Origin of the sequence: Aquincola tertiaricarbonis (assembly GCF_000969605.1) — a bacterium.
Classification (GTDB): Bacteria; Pseudomonadota; Gammaproteobacteria; order Burkholderiales; family Burkholderiaceae_C; genus Aquincola; species Aquincola tertiaricarbonis.
Genome location: NZ_JZUE01000005.1, coordinates 162451 through 182464 on the forward strand (window position 1 = coordinate 162451; position 20014 = coordinate 182464).

The following is a 20014-nucleotide window of genomic DNA, read 5'->3' on the forward strand; positions in this document are numbered from 1 at the left end:
CTCGACTCACCCCCGCAACGAAGCCCTCAGCGTGGCGCCGATGTCGGGCCGGTCGGCGAAGGGGTCGCTGGGGTTGCGATGCTGCAGCACGTCGTCCATGCGCTGCTGCACCGTCTTCAACGCATGCGGGTGGCTGAAGACGTAGAACTGCCGCTCGCGCACCGCATCCATCACCTTCTGGGCGATGTGGGCGGCGGTCACCTTGCCGCTGCTCACGGCCTTGGCCGACATGGCGCGCGATATCTTCTGGCTCACCGTCTGTCGTTGGGCTTCGTCCGCCAGATCGGCCGGGCGATTGCGTTCGCTGAGGTGGATGCCAGTGGGCACGAAGAACGGGCACAGCACCGAGGCGCTGACCTGGTCGGTCACCAACGACAGGTCCTGGTAGAGGGTTTCGCTCAGCGACACCACCGCATGCTTGCTGACGTTGTACACGCCCATGTTGGGCATGTTCACCATGCCGGCCATCGACGCGGTGTTGACGATGTGGCCCTGCCATTGCGGGTCGGCCTGGGCGGCTGCCAGCATCATCGGCGTGAACACACGCACGCCGTGCACCACGCCCATCAGGTTGACGCCCAGCACCCATTCCCAGTCCTTGGCGCTGTGCTCCCAGATCAGCCCGCCGCTGCCCACGCCGGCGTTGTTGAACACCAGGTGCGGCGCGCCGAAGCGCTGCTGCACCGCGGCACCCATCGCTTCGACCTCGGCGGCCTTGGAGACATCGAGCCGGTAGGGCAGCACGTCCACGCCCAGCGCCTGGATCTCTTCGGCGGCGCGCTGCAGTGCTTCGGCCTGCACATCGGCCATCACCACGTTCATGCCGGCCTGGGCGGCCAGGCGCGAGGTTTCCAGGCCGAAGCCCGAGGCCGCGCCGGTGATCACGGCCGTGCGGCCGGGCAAGTCCTTCATCGCTGTACTCCTGAGTGGTGCTCGGCCGGGCAGAGCATCTCGATGTGGGGAATGTTGTCTTCCAGGTAGGGCTCGCCCACCGCCTGGAAGCCGAGCGAGCCGTAGAAGCGCTGCAGGCGCGCCTGCGCGCTGATGCGCACCGCGCGGCCGGGCCAGGTGTCCTGGCAGCGGGCCAGGCCCTCGCACATCAGCGCCAGGCCGGCGCCGGTGCCACGCACCTCGGGCGCGGTGATGACGCGGCCGATCGACGGCTCTTCGTACTTCACGCCCGGGTCCACCAACCGCAGGTAGGCCAGCAACCGGCCTTGTGCGTCATGGCCCAGCAGGTGCCAGCACTGGTCGTCCAGGCCGTCGGGGTCGAGGTAGGCGCATTGCTGCTCCACCACGAAAACCCGCGCACGCAGCGCCAGCAGGTCGTACAGCGGCTGCAGCCCCAGGCCTTCGAAGCGGGTCCAGGTCCAGCCCAGCGTGGCCATCAGACCAGCTTGACCAGTTGCTTGCCGAAGTTGCGGCCCTTCAGCAGGCCGAGGAAGGCCTCGGGCGCGGAGGCCAGGCCTTCGGCAATGCTTTCGCGGTACTTCAGCTTGCCGGTGCCCACCAGCGTGGCCAGCTCGGTCAGCGCCTGCGGCCACAACTCCATGTGCTCGCTGACGATGAAGCCTTCCACCCGCAGCCGGTTGGTCAGCAGCAGCTGCGGCTGCTGCAGCGGGATCGGCTCGCCGTTGTAGCCGGCGATCATGCCGCACAGGGCGATGCGGCCGAAGGCGTTCATGCGCTGCAGCGCGGCGTCCAGGCCCAGGCCGCCGACGTTCTCGAAGACGCCGTCGATGCCGTCCGGTGCGGCCTGCTTCAGCGCCTGCGACAGGCTCTTCAGGTCGGTGTGCTGCTTGTAGTCGACGCAGGCGTCGAAACCCAGTTCGTCGATGACGAAGGCACACTTCTCGGGCCCGCCGGCAATGCCCACCGCGCGGGCGCCACGGGCCTTCGCCAGCTGGCCCACCACGCTGCCCACGGCGCCGCTGGCCGCGCTCACCAGCACGGTGTTGCCTTCCTTCGGTGCAATGATCTGCGTCAGGCCGTACCAGGCGGTCACGCCGGGCATGCCCACCGCGCCCAGGTAGGCCTGCAGCGGCACATGCTCGGTGCTTACCTTGCGCAGTGCGCCCCGGGTGTCGCCGTTCAGCAGCTGGTACTCCTGCCAGCCACCCATGCCCACCACCTTGTCGCCGACGGCAAAGCCCGAGTTCTTCGAGGCCACCACCTCGCCCACGGTGCCGCCGCCCATCACCTCATTCAGGGCCTGCGGCGCGGTATAGCTCTTGGTGTCGTTCATGCGGCCGCGCATGTACGGGTCCAGGCTCAGGTAATGGTTGCGCACCAGCACCTGGCCATCGGCCAGCTCGTCGGGCACGGTGGCCTCCACCAGCTTGAAGTTGTCGACGGTGGCCTCGCCGGTGGGGCGCGAGACGAGGTGGATCTGGCGGTTGATCGTGGTCATGGTCTTCTCCTGTGGGGTGGGCGAGCGTCAGTCCGACGCGCCGCCGCGGCGGACCTTCATGCCGCCGACGGTGAGGGACTTCAGGTGCTTGAAGGTGCCGGTGCCGTGCGCGACAAGCGCGCCCTTGTCGTCCAGCACGCTGGCTTCGCAGAACGACATCGTCAGGGTGCGGTGCATCACCCGGCCCTGCACCCGCAGGCGGCCCAGGCCGGGCCGCATGAAGGTGGTCTTCATCTCGATGGTGACGACGCCGGTGCGCGGCTCGCCACCGGGCTCGTCGGGGCTGCGGGCAGCATGGCCCATGGCGGCGTCGAGCAGCGTCATCGTCACGCCGCCATGGGCCATGCCCCAGGCGTTGGTCAGCTGCTGGCTCAGCGTCAGGGTCAGTTCGGAATGGCCGCCGTCGAAGCGAAGCAGCTCGCAGCCCAGGTGTGCCAGGAAGGGGATGTGGGCCAGCGAAGGCAGGCCCGCGGCGGGCGTGGTCATCCGCCGAAGATGGCGCTGACGCCGCCGTCCACCGCGATCACCTGCCCGGTGATGTGCTTGCCCGCGGCCGAGGCCAGCAGCAGCGCGGCGCCCTTGAGGTCGTCGTCGTCGCCCAGGCGGTTCAGCGGCGCGGCGGCGGCCATCTTCTCGGCGCCCACCGCGGCCAGCAGGCCGTGCGTCATGCGGCTGGGGAAGAAACCCGGCGCCAGCGCATTCACGTTGATGCCGTGCGCGCCCCACTCGCCCGCCAGCACGCGGGTGAAGTTCACCGCCGCGCCCTTGCTGGCGTTGTAGGCCACCGTCTTCATCGTCGGCGGGTTGCCGGCCAGGCCGGCGATGGAGGCCACGTTGATGATGCGGCCCGACTTGCGCGGGATCATGCTGGCGCGTCCCACGGCCTGGGCGAACATGAACAGGCTGCGCACGTTCAGGTTCATCACCTTGTCCCAGGCTTCGAGCGGATGCTCCTCGGCCGGGGCACCCCAGGTGGCGCCGGCGTTGTTCACCAGGATGTCGATGCGGCCCATGCGGGCCATGGTCTCGTCGACCACCTTCTGCACGTCTTCTGGCTTGGCGGCGTCGCCGGCGATCCAGCGCGTGTCGATGCCCCTGGCCTGCAGGTGGGCGGCGGCCTCCTCCAGGTCGGCCGCCTTGCGGGAGGTGATCATGATCTTGGCACCGGCCTCGCCCAGGGCCTCGGCGATCTGCAGCCCCAGGCCGCGCGAGCCGCCGGTGACCAGGGCCACCTGGCCGGTCAGGTCGAACAGCTTCATCACGGGTGTGCTCATCACGTTCTCCTCACTTGTCTAGACAGGCTACTGCCCACGGATGCGCGAGCGCAGCCAGATCAGCAGCACGCCGCCGGCCACGGCCACGCCGCCGCAGGCCTGCATCAGCAGGCCGGTGTTCTCGTCGGTGCGGGCCACGAAATAACCCAGGGTGGCGAGGATGATGCCGCCGTACAGCAGCACCCACGCCAGCTTCTCCATCGTCTGGGGCTTCATCGGCAGCCCCAGGGTCAGAACCAGTCGTCGCGCATCTCGCGCGTGAGCGTGTTGCGGGCAGCGACCGGCGCCAGCCAGGCGTCGATCTTCGGCAGCTCGAAGTCGAAGAAGTAATGCATGGCCGACAGTGTGCCCTGCCGTCGCGGCTCGGCCAGGCCGGGGCCGGCGGCCTGCGCGGCCACCGCCACGTCCAGCCACAGCCAGGCCAGCACCAGGTGGCCGAAGGCCTGCAGGTAGGGCGTGGCATTGGCCAGCGCGTCTTCCGGCACGCCCGACGCCCAGGCCGACTTGGTGGCCGCGCCCACTCGCTGCAGCGCCGCGCCCAGCGCATTGCCGCGCGCGGCCAGCCCGGCCACGTGGCCGGCGCGCTGGGCGGTGTCGCTGATGCGGCCTGCCAGCAGCTTCAGGCCCGCGCCGCCGTCCATCACCACCTTGCGGCCCAGCAGGTCCAGGCCCTGGATGCCGTGGGTGCCCTCGTGGATCATGTTCAGGCGGTTGTCGCGCCAGTGCTGCTCCACCGGGAAGTCGCGGGTGTAGCCATAGCCGCCATGCACTTGTATGGCCAGGCTGTTGGCCTCCAGGCCCCATTCGCTGGGCCAGCTCTTGGCGATGGGCGTGAGCACCTCCAGCAGCAGCCGGGCCTCGTCGGCGGCCTGCACGCTGCCGGTGTGCTGCTCGTCCACCAGGCGGGCGCAGTACAGGCCGAGCGCGATGCTGCCTTCCACATAGGCCTTCTGCGCCAGCAGCATGCGCTTGACGTCGGCATGCTCGATCAGCCGCACCGGCGGCTGCGTGGCGTCCTTGCCGGCCGGGCCCATCGGGCGACCCTGGCTGCGGTTGCGGGCGTAGTCCAGGCTGGCCTCGTAGCCCGCGCTGCCCAGCATCGCGGCGCCGAAGCCCACGCCGATGCGCGCCTCGTTCATCATGTGGAACATGCAGCGCAGGCCCTGCCCGGCCTCGCCCACGCGGTAGCCGATGGCGCCGGCCGCGCCGCCCGGCATGTGCTTGCCCTCGCCGAAGTTGAGCAAGGTGTTGGTCGTGCCGCGATACCCGAGCTTGTGGTTCAGGCCGGCCAGCACAACGTCGTTGCGCTCGCCGGTCAACTGGCCTTGGGGGTCGACCAGCCGCTTGGGCACGATGAAAAGGGAGATGCCGCGGGTGCCGGGCAGCAGCTTGCCGTCGGGGCCGGGGATCTTGGCCAGCACCAGGTGCACGATGTTCTCGGTGATCTCGTGCTCGCCGCCCGAGATCCACATCTTGTTGCCGGTGAGCCGGTAGCGCGGGCCCAGCGGATCGGCCTCGAAGCCTTCGCCATCGGGCACCGCACGGGTGGCGATGTCGCTCAGGCTGGAACCGGCCTGCGGCTCCGACAGGCACATGGTGCCGAACCAGCGGCCGGCGAATTCGTTCTTGGCGAACACCTCGCGCTGCAGCGGCGTGCCGTGCGCCATCAGCAGGTTGGCATTGCCGGCGGTGAGCATGCCGTAGGCGCTCATCGCCACGCTGCCCAGCTTGAAGAAGCCGGCCGCGGCCAGCTGCACCACGAAGGGCAGCTGCATGCCGCCGAACTCATAGGGCTGCGCCGCGGCGATCATGCCGCTGTCGGCATAGGCCATCGCCGCCTCGTGCGTGGCCCGCGGCAGGTGCACCCGCTCGCCGTCGAAGTGCGGCTCCTCGGTGTCGGCCAGGCGGTTGAAGGGCGCGAGTTTCTCGCGCGCCAGCCGCTCGCAGGTGTCCAGCACCGAGGTGACGGTCTCGGCCGAATGGTCGGCAAAACGCTCGCGGGTGAACAGCGCATCCAGCTGCAGCCAGTGCTGCAGCAGGAAGTCCAGCGTGTCGCGGTAGGTCTTCATGCCGGGCAGGACGTCACAGCACCTCGAACACGCCGGCCGCGCCCATGCCGCCGCCGATGCACATGGTGACGCACACCTTCTTGGCGCCGCGGCGCTTGCCTTCGATCAGCGCATGGCCGGTCAGGCGCTGGCCGCTCACGCCGTAGGGGTGGCCCAGCGCGATGGCGCCGCCGTTGACGTTCAGCCGGTCCATCGGGATGCCCAGCTTGTCGGCGCAGTACAGCACCTGCACCGCGAAGGCCTCGTTCAGCTCCCACAGGTCGATGTCGTCCACGGTCAGGCCCAGGCGGGCCAGCACCTTGGGCACGGCATAGACCGGGCCGATGCCCATCTCGTCGGGCTCGCAGCCGGCCACCGCAAAGCCGAGGAAGCGGCCCAGCGGCTTCAGGCTCTTCTGCTCGGCATGGCGCTCGCTGACCACCACGCAGGCACCGGCGCCGTCGCTGAACTGGCTGGCATTGCCGGCGGTGATCACGCCGCCCGGCAGTGCGCTGCGGATGCCCTGCACCGCCTCCAGCGTGGTGCCGGGGCGGATGCCCTCGTCGGTGCCGACGGTGACCTGCCTGGTCGTCAGGCCCATCACCGGATCGGCGACACCGGCAGTGACGGTGATCGGCGCGATCTCGTCGGAGAAGCGGCCGGCCTCGCGCGCGGCGGTGGCCTTCTGCTGGCTGGCGGCGCCGTATTCGTCCATGCGCTGCTTGGGGATGCCGTAGCGCTTGGCCACCGTCTCGGCGGTTTCCAGCATCGTCATGTAGATGGCAGGCTTGTTCTCGCTCAGCCAGCGCTCGGCCAGCATGTGCTTGTTCATCTCCTGCTGCACGCAGGAGATGCTTTCCACGCCACCGGCCACGTAGGCATCGCCCTCGCCGGCGATCACCCGCTGCGAGGCCATCGCGATGGTCTGCAGGCCGCTGGAGCAGAAGCGGTTGACGGTGACGCCCGAGACGGTGAGCGGCAGCCCGGCGCGCAGCGCGATCTGCCGGGCGATGTTGGCGCCCGTGGCGCCTTCGGGGTTGGCGCAGCCCATCAGCACGTCCTCGATCACGCCGGGCTCGATGCCCGCGCGTTCGACGGCCGCGGCCACCGCATGGCCGCCCAGCGTGGCGCCGTGGGTCATGTTGAAGCTGCCCTTCCAGCTCTTGGCCAGGGGCGTGCGGGCGGTGGAGACGATCAGTGCGGAAGTCATGTGGTTCTCCCCGTCTTGTTCAGTTGAAGCTCTTGCCTTCGGCGGCCAGGCGCGCCAGCAGCGGCGCCGGCTCCCAGAACGAGGCATCGTCGTGCGGGTTCTTGGCAAAGCGCTTCATCGTCTGCACCACGTTGAACAGGCCCTGCGTGTCGGCATAGTTCATCGGGCCGCCGCGGTGCAGCGGGAAGCCGTAGCCGGTGAGGTAGACCATGTCCACGTCGCTGGCCTTGCTGGCGATGCCCTCGTCGACGATCTTGGCGCCCTCGTTCACCAGTGAATACACCAGCCGGTGCACGATCTCCTCGTCGCTGATCTTGCGCGGGGTGATGCCCAGCTCGGCGCGGTGCTTCTCGATCATCTCGTTGACCACGGGCGACGGGATCGCATCGCGCTTGCCCGGCACGTAGTCGTACCAGCCGGCGCCGGTCTTCTGGCCGTAGCGGCCCATCTCGCACAGCAGGTCGGCGGTCTTGCTGTAGCGCATGTCGGGCTTCTCGACATAGCGGCGCTTGCGGATGGCCCAGCCGATGTCGTTGCCGGCCAGGTCGCCCATGCGGAACGGGCCCATCGCGAAGCCGAAGCGCTCCACCGCCTTGTCCACCTGCTGCGGCGTGGCGCCTTCTTCCAGCAGGAAACCGGCCTGGCGGCTGTACTGCTCGATCATGCGGTTGCCGATGAAGCCGTCGCACACGCCGGACACGACCGCGGTCTTCTTGATCTTCTTGGCCAGCGACATCACCGTGGCCAGCACGTCCTTGGCCGTCTCCTTGCCGCGCACCACCTCCAGCAGCTTCATCACGTTGGCCGGGCTGAAGAAATGCATGCCCACCACGTCCTGCGGCCGCCGGGTGAAGCTGGCGATCTTGTCGACGTCCAGCGTGGAGGTGTTGGAGGCCAGGATGGCACCGGGCTTCATCACTTCATCCAGCGTGCCGAACACCTTCTCCTTGACGCCCAGTTCCTCGAACACCGCCTCGATCACCAGGTCGGCATCCTTGATGTCGCCGTAGTCCAGCGTGGTGCTCAGCAGCGACATGCGCTGGTCGTACTTGTCCTGCTTGAGCTTGCCCTTCTTGACCTGGGCCTCGTAGTTCTTGCGGATGGTGGCCACGCCGCGGTCCAGCGCTTCCTGCTTGGTCTCGAGGATGGTCACCGGGATGCCGGCGTTCAGGAAGTTCATCGAGATGCCGCCGCCCATGGTGCCGGCGCCGATGACCGCCACCTTCTCGATCTTGCGCTGCGGCGTGTCCTCGGGCACGTCGGGGATCTTGCTGGCCGCGCGCTCGGCGAAGAAGGCATGGCGCAGGGCCTTGCTCTCGGGCGTCATCATCAACGCGATGAAGGCCTCTCGCTCATAGGCCAGGCCGTCGTCCAGGTTGCGGGCCTTGGTGGCCTGCTCCACGCAATCGACGCAGCGCGCCGGTGCGGGGAAGTTCTTCGCCATCGCCTTGACGGTGTTGCGCGCGAACTGGAAGTAGGCATCGCCCTCGGGATGGCGGGCCTTGAGGTTGCGCACCAGCGGCAGCGGCCGCACCGTGGCCACCTGTTCGGCCAGCGCCAGCGCGGCTTCCAGCACATCGCCCTCGGCGACCTTGTCGAACAGCTTCTGGCCCGGCAGCGCGGCCAGCACCTCGCTCTTGACCGGATCGCCCTTGACGATCATGTTGAGCGCCACTTCCACGCCCAGCACCCGCGGCAGGCGCTGCGTGCCGCCGGCACCGGGCACCAGGCCCAGCTTGACCTCGGGCAGCGCCACCTGCGTGCCCGGTGCCACCACGCGGTAGTGGCAGCCCAGCGCCAGTTCCAGCCCGCCGCCCATGCACACGCTGTGGATGGCCGCGATCACCGGCTTGTCGCTGTTCTCCACCACCTTGATGAGCGACAGCAGGTTGGGCTCGGCCAGCGCTTTCGGCGAGCCGAACTCGCGGATGTCCGCGCCGCCCGAGAAGGCCTTGCCGGCGCCGGTGATCACGATGGCCTGCACCGCCGCATCGGCGTTGGCCCGATCGATGCCCTCGGCCGTGGCCTTGCGGGTCTCGTAGCCCAGGCCGTTGACCGGCGGGTTGTTCAGCGTGATCACGGCGACATGGCCGCGGACCTCGTAGCTGGCTGTCATGGGGGTGTCTCCTCAGGAAGCGCGGAAAAAGAACGATCGTTCGATTCTAGGAAGCGGTGCAGCAAAAATCCTGTCCCTGCCGTGACAAGGGGCCTTGCCAGACCCCCGTGGATACCCTAGCGACGCGCACGCCCGCGGCCGACGCCGGGCCGCCCCAGGGCGGCCGCGCAACCCGCTCGGCGGGTGGGACCGTGTACCCGCGGGACCGGATGCCCCATCAAACTTCCAACCACTCCTTGCGGACGTAGTTGTCGGCCTTCAATGCAGCAGGCGTCCCCTCGAACACGATCTGCCCGTGGCCCATCACGAAGCACCGCTCGGAAACTTCCAGCGCGATGGTGAGCTTCTGCTCCACCAGCAGCACCGAGATGCCGCGGCGCTTGAGCTCGCGCAGGTACTCGGCCACCAGTTCCACGATCTTGGGCGCCAGCCCTTCCGTGGGCTCGTCGATCATGATCAGGTCGGGGTCGCCCATCAGCGTGCGGCACAGCGTCAGCATCTGCTGCTCGCCGCCCGACAGCACGCCGGCCTCGGTGTGCTGGCGTTCCTTCAGCCGCGGGAACATGGCGTACATGTCGTCGAAGCTCCAGCGCGGCTTCTTGCCGCCGCCACCGCGCTTCTCGCCCAGCATCAGGTTCTGGTGCACCGTGAGCTTGGGGAAGATGTCCCGGTTCTCCGGCACGTAGCCGATGCCCAGGTGCGCGATCTCGAAGGCCTTCCTGCCGATCAGCGGCTGGTCGCGCCAGGTGATGCTGCCGGCCGCATCCACCAGGCCCATGATGGCCTTGACGGTGGTGGAGCGGCCCGAGCCGTTGCGCCCCAGCAGGCTGACGATCTCGCCGGGCCGCACCTCGAAGTTCACGCCATGCAGCACATGGCTCTTGCCGTAGAAGGCATGCAGGTCGGTCAGCTTCAGCATGCCTTGGCCTCCGCGGCCTGCGTCTCGGCCAGCACCGAGCCGAGGTAGGCCTCCTGCACGCGGGCATTGGCCCGCACCGCATCCGGCGTGTCGAAGGCGATCACCTCGCCGTACACCAGCACCGCGATCTTGTCGGCCAGGCCGAACACCACGCCCATGTCGTGCTCCACCGTCAGCAGCGTCTTGCCCACCGTCACCTCGCGGATCAGCTCGATGAAGCGCTTGGTCTCGCTCTTGCTCATGCCGGCGGTGGGCTCGTCCAGCAGCACCACGTCGGCCCCGCCGGCGATGGTGATGCCGATCTCCAGCGCACGCTGCTCGGCATAGGTGAGGTTCATCGCCAGCGTGTCGCGCTTCTTGTGCAGCCGGATCATCTCCATCAGCTGCTCGGCGCGCTCGTTGGCATCGCGCAGCCGGCTCAGCGCCTTCCAGAAGGCATAGCGGTGGCCCTGCGACCACAGCACCGCGCAGCGCAGGTTCTCGAACACGCTCAACCGGTTGAACAGGTTGCTCACCTGGAAGCTGCGCGCCAGCCCGCGGCGGTTGATCTCGTAGGGCTCCAGCCCGTCGATGCGCTGGCCATGCAGCCGGATCTGCCCGCTGCTGGCGCCGAAGCGGCCGCTGATCAGGTTGAACAGCGTGCTCTTGCCCGCGCCGTTGGGGCCGATGATGGCCACCCGCTCGCCCGGCTGCACCGCCAGGCTGGCGCCGCGGATGATGGCCGTCTTGCCGAAGGACTTGTGCAGGTCCACCAGCTCCAGCGCGGGGCCCGCGCCCTGCACGGCCGGGTGTGCGGCAGCGGCGGCCATCACAGTGCCTCCTCGCGGCGGCGCAGCGTGCGCTCGATGTCGGTCTGCACCTCGGCCCATTCGTGCTTGAACTGCCGGCGGCTCAGCTCGAACAGCGCGATGCCCACGGCCATCACGAACACCGCGCCGAACCAGGTGTCGAAGTGCTCGATGTTGAGCGTGGCCCCCAGGTACTTGACGGTGGGCCCCAGGGCCGCATCCAGCTGCAGGTGGTAGATCATCTCGACGATGGCGCCCGCGCCCGCCAGCACCACCAGCGCGGTGCCGCCCAGGGCCAGGTAGGCCGTCCACAGCGCGCGCAGCTTGCCGAAGGCGGCCACGCGCAGGTTCATCATCAGCAGGCTGGCGATGCCGCCCGGCGCATACATCACCATGAACAGGAAGACGAGGCCCAGGTACAGCAGCCAGGCCTTGGTGAACTCCGACAGCAGCACCGTGGCCAGCACCATCAGCACCGCGCCGATGATGGGACCGAAGAAGAAGGTGGCCCCGCCCAGGAAGGTGAACAGCAGGTAGGCGCCCGAGCGGCCCGCGCCCACCACCTCGGCGGTGGCGATCTCGAAGTTGAGCGCGTACATGCCGCCCGACACGCCCGCGAAGAAGCCCGCGATGATGAAGGCGGTGTAGCGCACCCGCTGCGGGTTGTAGCCGATGAAGGCCACGCGCTCGGCGTTGTCGCGCACCGCATTGAGCATGCGGCCCAGCGGCGTGTGGGTGAAGGCGAACATGAGCGCGGTGCACACGAAGGTGTAGAACGCCAGCAGGTAGTACACCTGGATCTGCGGCCCGAAGCTGATGCCCCACACCGGCTTGCCCACCACGCGGTTGCCGGCCACGCCGGCTTCGCCGCCGAAGAACTCCGGCACCATCAGGCTCATCGCGAAGACCAGCTCGGCGAGGCCCAGCGTGATCATCGCGAACGGCGTGCCCGACTTGCGCGTGGTCACCCAGCCCAGCAGCACCGCGAAGAACATGCCGGCCACGCCGCCCACCAGCGGCAGCAGGCTCACCGGGATGGGCAGGCTGCCGCCCGAGATGGCATTGAGCGCATGGATGGCCACGAAGGCGCCCAGCCCGGTGTACACCGCATGGCCGAAGCTGAGCATGCCGCCCTGGCCCAGCAGCATGTTGTAGGACAGGCAGGCCACCACCGCGATGCCGATCTGCGACAGGATGGTGACGGCCAGGCTGCTGACGAACAGCTTGGGCAGCACCAGCAGCAGCAGCGCGAAGCCGCCCCACACGAACCACCGGCCGACGTTGTAGGGCCGGAAATGGAATTGACGCTGGCCCATTCAACCCTCCCGCGTGCCCAGCAGGCCCTTGGGCCGGAAGATCAGGATGAGCACCAGGAACAGGTAAGGCAGGATGGGCGCCACTTGGGAGATGGTCAATCGCAACAGGGAATGGTTGGCCGCCTGGTCGCCCGGCTGCAGGCCCACGAGCCGCACCACGTCGAGCACCGAGACGTCGATGGCCACCGCGAAGGTCTGGATGACGCCGATGAGCAGCGAGGCGACGAAGGCCCCCGCTAGCGAGCCCATGCCGCCCACCACCACCACCACGAAGATCACCGAGCCCACGGTGGCGGCCATCGCCGGCTCGGTGACGAAGGTGCTGCCGCCGATGACGCCGGCCAGTCCTGCCAGCGCCGAGCCGGCGCCGAACACCAGCATGAACACCCGCGGCACGTTGTGGCCCAGCGCCTCCACCATCTCGGGATGCGTGAGCGCGCTCTGGATCACCAGGCCGACACGGGTGCGGGTGAGCAGCAGCCACAGGCTCACCAGCATGGCCAGGGCCACCACCATCATGAAGCCGCGGGTGGCCGGGAACGGCGAGCACACCACCCGTACCGCTGCGTCGGCGGCACGGCACATCGCCTCGGGCGCGGCGCCCCACACGACGCTCATGCCCTGGACCGACGAATTCACCAGCGTGAAGGCCGGGCCCTGCAGCGCGGGCGGCGGCGTGAACTCCACCGCCGTGCGGCCCCACACCAGCTGCACCAGCTCCAGGATCACGTACGACAGGCCGAAGGTGGTGAGCAGCTCCGGCACATGGCCGAACTTGTGCACCTTGCGCAGGCAGGTGCGCTCGAACAGCGCACCCAGCACGCCCACCGCCAGCGGCGCCAGCACCAGCCCGGGCCAGAAGCCCACCAGCCGCGCGATGGAGTACGCCACGTAGGCGCCCAGCATGTAGAAGCTGGCGTGCGCGAAGTTGAGCACGCCCATCATGCTGAAGATGAGGGTGAGCCCGGAGCTGAGCATGAACAGCAGCAGCCCGTAGCTCAGCCCGTTGAGCATCGATATCGTGAACAGTTCCATCGGCGCAGTGTCGGTTCAGGGTCGGCGCACGGCCACCCGGGGCCGGCACGGCGGGAGGACGACGACGACGTCAGGAAGGCCGGTTCATCTGGCAGCTGGTGGGCGTGCTCGACACATAGGGCGCGAACTCGGCCACCGGCGCCAGCGTCATGCCGGTCTTCTCGGGCGCATACGGGAACTTGTTGTCCGCCTTCTGCCACACGGTGATGTACAGCGTCTGCTGCAGCTGGTGGTCGGCCTTGCGCATCTCCACCTCGCCGCCGAAGGCGCTGGTGAGCTTCAGGCCTTCCAGCGCCGGGGCCACCTTCACCGGGTCGGTGCTCTTGGCCTTGGCCATCGCGGCGCCCAGCGTCTCGTAGATGCGGATGATGGAGCCGGTGTAGAAGTCGTCGCTGAACTTGGTCTGGAACTCCTTCATCCAGGCGTCGATCTGGCCACCCATGTTGTAGTGGTTGTAGCCCACCTGGTACACGCGGCCGGCGCCGTTGTTGCCCAGTGCGGTGGGCGTGCCGGTGACGCCGGCGTAGTACGTGTAGAACTTGCCGTTGTAGCCGCCTTCGGTGGCGGCCTTGACCAGCAGAGACAGGTCGGAGCCCCAGTTGCCGGTGATCACGCTGTCGGCGCCCGAGGCCTTGATCTTGGCGATGTAGGGCGCGAAGTCGCGCACCTGGGCCAGCGGATGCAGGTCCTCGCCGACGATCTCGATATCCGGGCGCTTGCGCTTGAGCGCATCCTTCGCGTAGCGCGCCACCTGCTGGCCGTGCGAGTAGTTCTGGTTGAGCAGGAACACCTTCTTGATGTCGGCCTGGCCCTTGATGAAGGTGGTCATCGCCTCGATCTTCATCGAGGTGTCGGCGTCATACCGGAAGTGCCAGTAGCTGCACTTGCTGTTGGTCAGGTCCGGGTCCACCGCGGCGGTGTTGAGGAAGATGATCTCCTTGCCCGGGTTGCGCTCGTTGTGCTTGTTGATGGCGTCGATCAGCGGAATGGCCACCGACGAGCCGTTGCCCTGCAGCACATAGCGGATGCCCTGGTCGATGGCCGCCTTCAGGTGGTTCAGGCTCTCGGTCGGGCTCAGCTTGTTGTCCATGCCGATCACCTCGAACTTCACGCCGGCCGGGTTGGTGGCGCTGAACTTCTCGGCGAAGAACTGCAGGCTCTTGAGCTGGTTGGTGCCCACCGGGCCCATCAGGCCCGACAGCGGGTCGATCCACATGAGCTTGACGGTCTGCCCCGCCAGCGGCTTGGCCTGCGCCCACACCCCTGCCGAGCCCGCCGCCATGGCGGCACCCAGGCCGAGGGTGAGCAAACGACGCGACGTGTTGATCGATCCGGTATTCATCCGCTTGTCTCCTTGAGAGCCATCACCTGCGCCGCTGCACTGCAACGGCCGGCCGCAAGTTAATGGATGAACAAGGGCAGCGGTAGGAGGGTGTTCCCTGTCGCTGCGGCGACACCGCGCCGCAGCGCCCGGCATGGTGCTCAGGAAGGCAGCTTGTGGCCGCGGAACTGCTCGCGCAGCTTGAGCTTCTGCAGCTTGCCGGTGGCGGTGTGGGGCAGCTCGTCGACGAAGGCCACGTCGTCCGGGATCTGCCACTTGGCGATGCGGCCTTCGAAGAAGCCCAGCACCTCCTCGCGCGTCACCTCCGCGCCCGGCTTCTTCACCACCACCAGCAGCGGCCGCTCGTCCCACTTCGGATGGGCGCAGGCGATCACCGCGGCCTCGTGCACCGCCGGATGCGCCATGGCGATGTTCTCCAGTTCGATGGAGCTGATCCACTCGCCGCCGGACTTGATCACGTCCTTGCTGCGGTCGGTGATCTGCATGTAGGCGTCCTCGTCGATCGCGGCCACGTCGCCGGTGGGGAACCACTGGCCGTCGCGGCCGGGCACCTGCACCAGCGGCGAGGCGTCGCTGCGGTAGTAGCGGTCGATCACCCAGTGGCCGCGCACCACCAGGTTGCCGGCGGCCTTGCCGTCCCAGGGCAGCGGCTGGTGGTCGTCGTCGATGATCTCCATGTCCACGCCGTAGATCACCTTGCCCTGCTTCTCGAGGATGCGGCGCTTGCTGTCGGCGTCCAGCGCATCGTGCTTGCTCTTGAGCTTGCACAGCGTGCCCAGCGGCGACATCTCGGTCATGCCCCAGGCATGGATCACCTCCACGCCGTAGTCGTCCTCCAACGTGCGGATCATCGCCGGCGGGCAGGCCGAGCCGCCGATCACCGTGCGCTTGAAGGTGCTGAACTTCAGGTCGTTCTGCTTGACGTAGGTGAGCAGGCCCAGCCACACCGTGGGCACGCCGGCGCTGAAGGTCACCTTCTCCTGCTCGAACAGCTCGTACAGCGACTTGCCGTCCAGGTGCGGCCCCGGGAACACCACCTTGGCGCCCACCAGCGCGCTGGAATACGGCAGCCCCCAGGCATTGACGTGGAACATCGGCACCACCGGCAGGATCACGTCGCGCGCCGAACAATCCATGGCGTCGGGCAGCGCCGCACCGAAGGCATGCAGCAGCGTGGAGCGGTGGCTGTACACGGCGCCCTTGGGGTTGCCGGTGGTGCCCGAGGTGTAGCAGATGCTGGAGGCGGTGTTCTCGTCGAACTCCGGCCACACGTAGTGGCCGTCCTCGGCCTCCACCAGTTCCTCGTAGCTCAGCAGGTTGGGAATGGCGGTGGAAGCCGGCATGTGGCTGCGCCCGGCCAGCAGCACGAAGTGCTGCACCGCGCCCAGGTGCGGCAGCAGCTTCTCCACCAGCGGCAGGAAGTTGATCTCGAAGCACAGCACCTTGTCCTGCGCATCGCCCACGATCCAGGCGATCTGCTCCGGGAACAGCCGCGGGTTGATGGTGTGGCACACCAGCTGCGAGCCCGAGGTGCCGTAGTACAGCTCTAGGTGGCGGTAGCCGTTCCAGGCCAGCGTGCCGACGCGGTCGCCCGGCTGGCAGCCCAGCCGCGCCAGCGCCTGCGCCACCTTGCGCGCGCGCAGCGCCACCTCGCCCCAGGTGGTGCGGTGGATGTCGCCCTCCACCCGCTTGCTGACGATCTCGGTATCGCCGCTGTGCCGCGCCGCATGCGTCAGCAGCGACGAGATCAGCAGGGGCATGTGCATCATCTGGCCCATCAGGGACATGGTGGTTTCCTCTCTCGCACCAACCGGGATGGTCGGGATTCACGCTGGATGATAGGAATGGGGGCACCGGGCGCCGGCTGGCGGTTTTCCCTGATGCCGCCGCACCGGGCGGCTCCTGAAGTTGTGGGATGTGGGCGCGGGCCGGGCTGGCGATGCTGCGGCCGCCACAACGAGGAGTGCCCCATGCATCACGCCCCTTCGCAACCCCGGCCCGCCGCCAGCCGCAGCCCGACCTTGCGCCGCCGCCCGCCGACGGCCGCCACGCCGCTCCTGGCCGCGCTGGCGGCCGCATTGATGGCCGCCGGCTGCGGCGGTGATGGCGATGACGACAACACGCCGGACGAGCCGGCTGCCGCCGTGCTGCGTGGCACGGTCGCCGTGGGTGCCGCACTCGCCGGCGCGCAGCTCACCATCAGCGACCGCGCCGGTGCCGCCGCCTGCAGCGGCGAGCTGGCGCCCACCACTGCCGGCGGCGAATACAGCTGCAGCCTGGCGCCCGCTGCCCAGGCGCCGCTGCTGGTGGTGGCCACCGACCCGGCCGGCGGCCATGCGCCGATGGTGGCGGTGCTGCCCACGCTGCCGGCCCCGGGCAGCGAGGCGGTCACCAACGTGACGCCGCTGACCACGGCCATCGTCGGCCAGCTGGCGCCCGACCGCAGTGCGCTGTCGGTGGTGGCCACGCCGTCGCTGGTCGACACCGCGCGGCTGGAAGCCGTCACCCAGGCCGTGGTGGCGCAGCTGGGCCCGGTGCTGGCCAGCCTGCAGCTGCCGGCGGGCTTCAACCCCTTCAGCACGCCGCTGGTGGCCGCCACCGCCAGCACCGCGGGCAATGCGGCCGACCAGCTGATCGACGTGCTGCGCATCACCCAGGTCAACGGCGTGCCGATGATCAGCACCGTCGACCGGTCCGACGCGCCGGTGGCGATGGCCGATGGCGTGCAGCCGGCGCCCACGCTGGCCGCGCCGCCGGCCGCGGCACTGGACCTGGCCAGCGCGCTCAAGCTCTCCAGCCAGGCGTTCACTCGCTGCTTCGCGCTGCCGCTGGCCCAGCGGGTGCTGGCCACCGAAGAGAACGTCGATCCCGCCGACGGCGGCCCGTGGCTGCTGTCGGTGGCGCCAGCCTGCGAGGACATCGCGGCCGACGACTACCTGCACCAGGGCTACACCGCCCAGCAAGCCTTCCACGGCCTGATGACGCGCGCAGACATGACCGGCGCCACCTTCGACCCGCCGCAGGTGCTGCGCTACATCGACGACACCAGCGCGGCCGACCGCGACGCCGCGGTCGTCAACATGCACTACCGGGACGCCGCCGGCGTGGCCGGCAACTTCATCACCGTGGCGCGGCGGCTGGCCGGCACCGCCACCGCCGGCCATGCCACCGACTGGTGGCTGCATGGCAACCAGGCGCCGGTGGAGGCCAGCATCACGGCGTCCATCCGCCGCAACGAACAGCTGGCGCCCAGCCCCGGCACGCCGCCGTTCGCCAATGCGGGCGCCAGCCGCTACGAGAGCGGGCTCAACATCTTCATCAACATGAAGGGCCCGGGCAGCCGGGGCATGCGCGCGGCCCGGGTCAAGGGACCCGGCCTGCCCACCGCCGGCCTGGTGTACACGCCGCCGCGCGCCAGCATCTGTACCAGCCAGAACTGGCTCAACCTGTTCAGCAAGGACGGCAACGTCGATCCCGCCGTGGCCCTGCCCGCGCCGGACAACGGCAACATCTTCCGGCTGCAGCGCACCCAAGGGCTGGCAGGCGCGCAGGCCACCACGGTGCGGGCCAACCCGAATGCCGGCACGGCCGACAACAGCAACGTGATCTGGGCCCATCCGCTGGACTACGGCCAGCCGCCCGGCAGCACCGCCTATGTGGACTTCGGCCAACTGCGCGCCCATGCGGCGTACACCTTCGAAGTTTTTTACGAAGGCGAAACAGCGGCCCGCCACACGCTCACCCGCACCACGCTCACGCCGGTGATGCCGGCCACGGCCGGGGCCTCGCTGCGCTGGCATGCGCTGGATGCGGCCACCCTGCAGGCGCTGGACCCGGCGCAACCGGCCGGCGGCGCCCAGGCCAGCCTGCAGATCGGCTGGCAGGCCGACCCCTATGCTGAGCCGGTGCGCAGCGTGGGCGTGTACAGCTTCGCCGGCGGGCGCAGCGTCAACCAGGGCACGGTGCCGGTGGCACACCGCATCACCACGGTGACCGCGACCGCGCCCACCACCGGCCTGACCTGCGAGGCGGGTGAACGCTTCATGCCGCTGGCCGCCGACGGCAGCGCCGGGCGCAGCATCCAGCTGCGCTACCGGATGCCGGACGGCAGCTTCAAGGACAGCCTGACGCGCTACAACTGAACACAGGGCCATTGGGGCAGCCACCGGCAAGCGGCCGGGCCGGTGGCTAGACTCCCGCGCATGAGCCACGACCACGACGACCCGAAGTACCCCGTCCACAAGACCGACGCGCAATGGCGTGCCGAGCTGGACCCGATGCAGTACCAGGTGGCGCGGCATGCGGCCACCGAGCGCGCCTTCACCGGCAAGTACTGGGACCACACCGACCGCGGCCAGTACAACTGCGTGGGCTGCGGCACGCCGCTGTTCGATTCCAGCACCAAGTTCGACGCCGGCTGCGGCTGGCCGAGCTACTACGAGCCGATCAACAGCGAGGTGGTGGAACGCGTGATCGACCGCTCGCACGGCATGCTGCGGGTGGAGGTGCGCTGCAACAACTGCGGCTCCCACCTGGGCCATGTGTTCGAGGACGGACCCGAGCCCACCGGCGAACGCTTCTGCATCAATTCGGCAGCGATAGACTTCGCGCCCAAATGAAGCTGTTGTTCGATTTCCTGCCGATCATCCTGTTCTTCGGCGCCTTCAAGTACGCCGAGAACCACAAGGAATGGGCCGCCGCCTTCGCTTCCGAGCACTTCGGCTTCATGGTCTCCGGCGGGGTGGTGGGCACGGCCGAGGCGCCGGTGCTGCTGTCCACCGTGGTGGTGATCGTGGCCACGCTGGCCCAGGTGGCCTGGGTCATGGCCCGCGGCAAGAAGGTGGACACCATGCTGTGGGTCAGCCTGGTGCTGGTGGTGGTGCTCGGCGGCGCAACCATCTGGTTCCACAACGAGACCTTCATCAAGTGGAAGCCCAGCGTGCTGTACTGGGTGATGGGTGCCTCCTTCCTGCTGAGCGAGCTGCTGCTGCGCAAGAACCTGCTGCGCCTGCTGCTGGGTGAGCAGCTGAAACTGCCGGACTACGCCTGGCAGCGGCTGAACCTGGCCTGGGTGGCCTTCTTCGCGGTGATGGGCGTGCTCAACCTGTGGGTGGCCTACAGCTTCTCCACCGACGCCTGGGTCAACTTCAAGCTCTTCGGCGGCATCGGCCTGATGCTGCTGTTCACGCTGGCCCAGGGCGTGTACCTGAGCCGCCATGTGCAGGAAGAACCCGTGGCCGAGGCCGAGGCACCGGGCAAGTAGCCGCCATGAGCGTTTCCGCCACCGACATCGAAGCCTGCCTGCGCGAGGCGCTGGCGCCCACCGCGCTGCAGGTGCAGGACGACAGCCACCTGCATGCCGGGCATGCCGGCGCCCGCGAGGGCCGGCATTTCACCGTGCGCATCACCAGCGCCCGCTTCGCCGGCACCAGCCGGGTGGCGCGGCACCGCCTCGTGTACAGTGCCCTGCAGGCCCTGATCCCGCAGGGCATCCATGCGCTGGCCATCGAGGCCCGCACGCCCGAAGAGGCCGGCTGACGCCCCAACCCCCTTCAC

General features: G+C 68.8%; 19 protein-coding genes. 4 read left to right on the forward strand and 15 right to left on the reverse strand.

Annotated elements, in window-relative coordinates; all coding sequences use genetic code 11:
* Positions 1-6 precede the first annotated feature (6 nt).
* From VO99_RS08030 to VO99_RS08100, 15 genes are all read right to left on the reverse strand, one after another.
* The gene (locus VO99_RS08030; RefSeq protein WP_046112303.1) at positions 7-912 is read right to left on the reverse strand and encodes an SDR family oxidoreductase; all 906 of its coding nucleotides are present in this window, start codon (positions 910-912) and stop codon (positions 7-9) included.
* Entirely contained in the window at positions 909-1388 is a 480-nt protein-coding gene (locus VO99_RS08035; protein ID WP_083440442.1) for a GNAT family N-acetyltransferase, read from the reverse strand. The genes VO99_RS08030 and VO99_RS08035 overlap by 4 nt, the downstream gene beginning before the upstream one ends.
* A complete protein-coding gene (locus VO99_RS08040; RefSeq protein WP_046112304.1) occupies positions 1388-2410 on the reverse strand; it encodes an NADP-dependent oxidoreductase in 1023 nt (340 codons plus the stop codon). The genes VO99_RS08035 and VO99_RS08040 overlap by 1 nt, the downstream gene beginning before the upstream one ends.
* Positions 2411-2437: 27 nt before the next feature.
* A complete protein-coding gene (locus VO99_RS08045) occupies positions 2438-2896 on the reverse strand; it encodes a PaaI family thioesterase (RefSeq protein WP_046112305.1) in 459 nt (152 codons plus the stop codon).
* Complete coding sequence (locus VO99_RS08050) at positions 2893-3684, reverse strand: SDR family oxidoreductase (RefSeq protein WP_046112306.1); 792 nt, start codon at positions 3682-3684, stop codon at positions 2893-2895. Before VO99_RS08050 ends, VO99_RS08045 begins: the two co-directional genes overlap by 4 nt.
* A 27-nt stretch (positions 3685-3711) precedes the next feature.
* Complete coding sequence (locus VO99_RS30165; protein WP_046112307.1) at positions 3712-3900, reverse strand: hypothetical protein; 189 nt, start codon at positions 3898-3900, stop codon at positions 3712-3714.
* A 14-nt stretch (positions 3901-3914) separates the two neighbouring features.
* The gene (locus tag VO99_RS08060) at positions 3915-5753 is read right to left on the reverse strand and encodes an acyl-CoA dehydrogenase (protein WP_046112308.1); all 1839 of its coding nucleotides are present in this window, start codon (positions 5751-5753) and stop codon (positions 3915-3917) included.
* A gap of 13 nt (positions 5754-5766) precedes the next feature.
* A complete protein-coding gene (locus tag VO99_RS08065; protein ID WP_046112309.1) occupies positions 5767-6942 on the reverse strand; it encodes an acetyl-CoA C-acyltransferase in 1176 nt (391 codons plus the stop codon).
* Between the two features lie 19 nt (positions 6943-6961).
* Positions 6962-9058, reverse strand: a complete 2097-nt coding sequence (locus VO99_RS08070) for a 3-hydroxyacyl-CoA dehydrogenase NAD-binding domain-containing protein (protein ID WP_046112310.1) — start codon at positions 9056-9058, stop codon at positions 6962-6964.
* A gap of 217 nt (positions 9059-9275) precedes the next feature.
* Complete coding sequence (locus tag VO99_RS08075) at positions 9276-9977, reverse strand: ABC transporter ATP-binding protein (RefSeq protein WP_046112311.1); 702 nt, start codon at positions 9975-9977, stop codon at positions 9276-9278.
* Positions 9971-10786: an ABC transporter ATP-binding protein gene (locus tag VO99_RS08080; RefSeq protein ID WP_046112312.1), complete on the reverse strand. Its 816-nt coding sequence runs from the start codon at positions 10784-10786 to the stop codon at positions 9971-9973. The genes VO99_RS08075 and VO99_RS08080 overlap by 7 nt, the downstream gene beginning before the upstream one ends.
* On the reverse strand, positions 10786-12081 hold the full coding sequence (locus VO99_RS08085) for a branched-chain amino acid ABC transporter permease (RefSeq protein ID WP_046112313.1): 1296 nt from the start codon (positions 12079-12081) through the stop codon (positions 10786-10788). Before VO99_RS08085 ends, VO99_RS08080 begins: the two co-directional genes overlap by 1 nt.
* A complete protein-coding gene (locus VO99_RS08090; RefSeq protein ID WP_046112314.1) occupies positions 12082-13116 on the reverse strand; it encodes a branched-chain amino acid ABC transporter permease in 1035 nt (344 codons plus the stop codon).
* Positions 13117-13186: 70 nt separating this feature from the next.
* Positions 13187-14458 carry a branched-chain amino acid ABC transporter substrate-binding protein gene (locus VO99_RS08095; protein ID WP_046112315.1) on the reverse strand — a complete coding sequence of 424 codons (1272 nt, stop codon included), beginning with the start codon at positions 14456-14458 and terminating at the stop codon, positions 13187-13189.
* A gap of 140 nt (positions 14459-14598) precedes the next feature.
* A complete protein-coding gene (locus VO99_RS08100) occupies positions 14599-16245 on the reverse strand; it encodes a 3-(methylthio)propionyl-CoA ligase (RefSeq protein ID WP_046112316.1) in 1647 nt (548 codons plus the stop codon).
* 183 nt (positions 16246-16428) lie between these two features.
* Between VO99_RS08100 and VO99_RS08105 the strand changes: the two genes are divergently transcribed.
* Genes VO99_RS08105 through VO99_RS08120 form a run of 4 tightly spaced genes read left to right on the forward strand, consistent with a single transcriptional unit; the run spans position 16429 to position 19996 of the window.
* The gene (locus VO99_RS08105) at positions 16429-18600 is read left to right on the forward strand and encodes a hypothetical protein (protein WP_157039491.1); all 2172 of its coding nucleotides are present in this window, start codon (positions 16429-16431) and stop codon (positions 18598-18600) included.
* 60 nt (positions 18601-18660) lie between these two features.
* Positions 18661-19077, forward strand: coding sequence for a peptide-methionine (R)-S-oxide reductase MsrB (gene msrB, locus VO99_RS08110; protein WP_046112318.1), 417 nt, complete (start codon positions 18661-18663; stop codon positions 19075-19077).
* A complete protein-coding gene (locus VO99_RS08115) occupies positions 19074-19721 on the forward strand; it encodes a septation protein A (protein WP_046112319.1) in 648 nt (215 codons plus the stop codon). The genes msrB and VO99_RS08115 overlap by 4 nt, the downstream gene beginning before the upstream one ends.
* A 5-nt stretch (positions 19722-19726) precedes the next feature.
* On the forward strand, positions 19727-19996 hold the full coding sequence (locus tag VO99_RS08120; protein WP_046112320.1) for a BolA family protein: 270 nt from the start codon (positions 19727-19729) through the stop codon (positions 19994-19996).
* Positions 19997-20014: the final 18 nt, after the last annotated feature.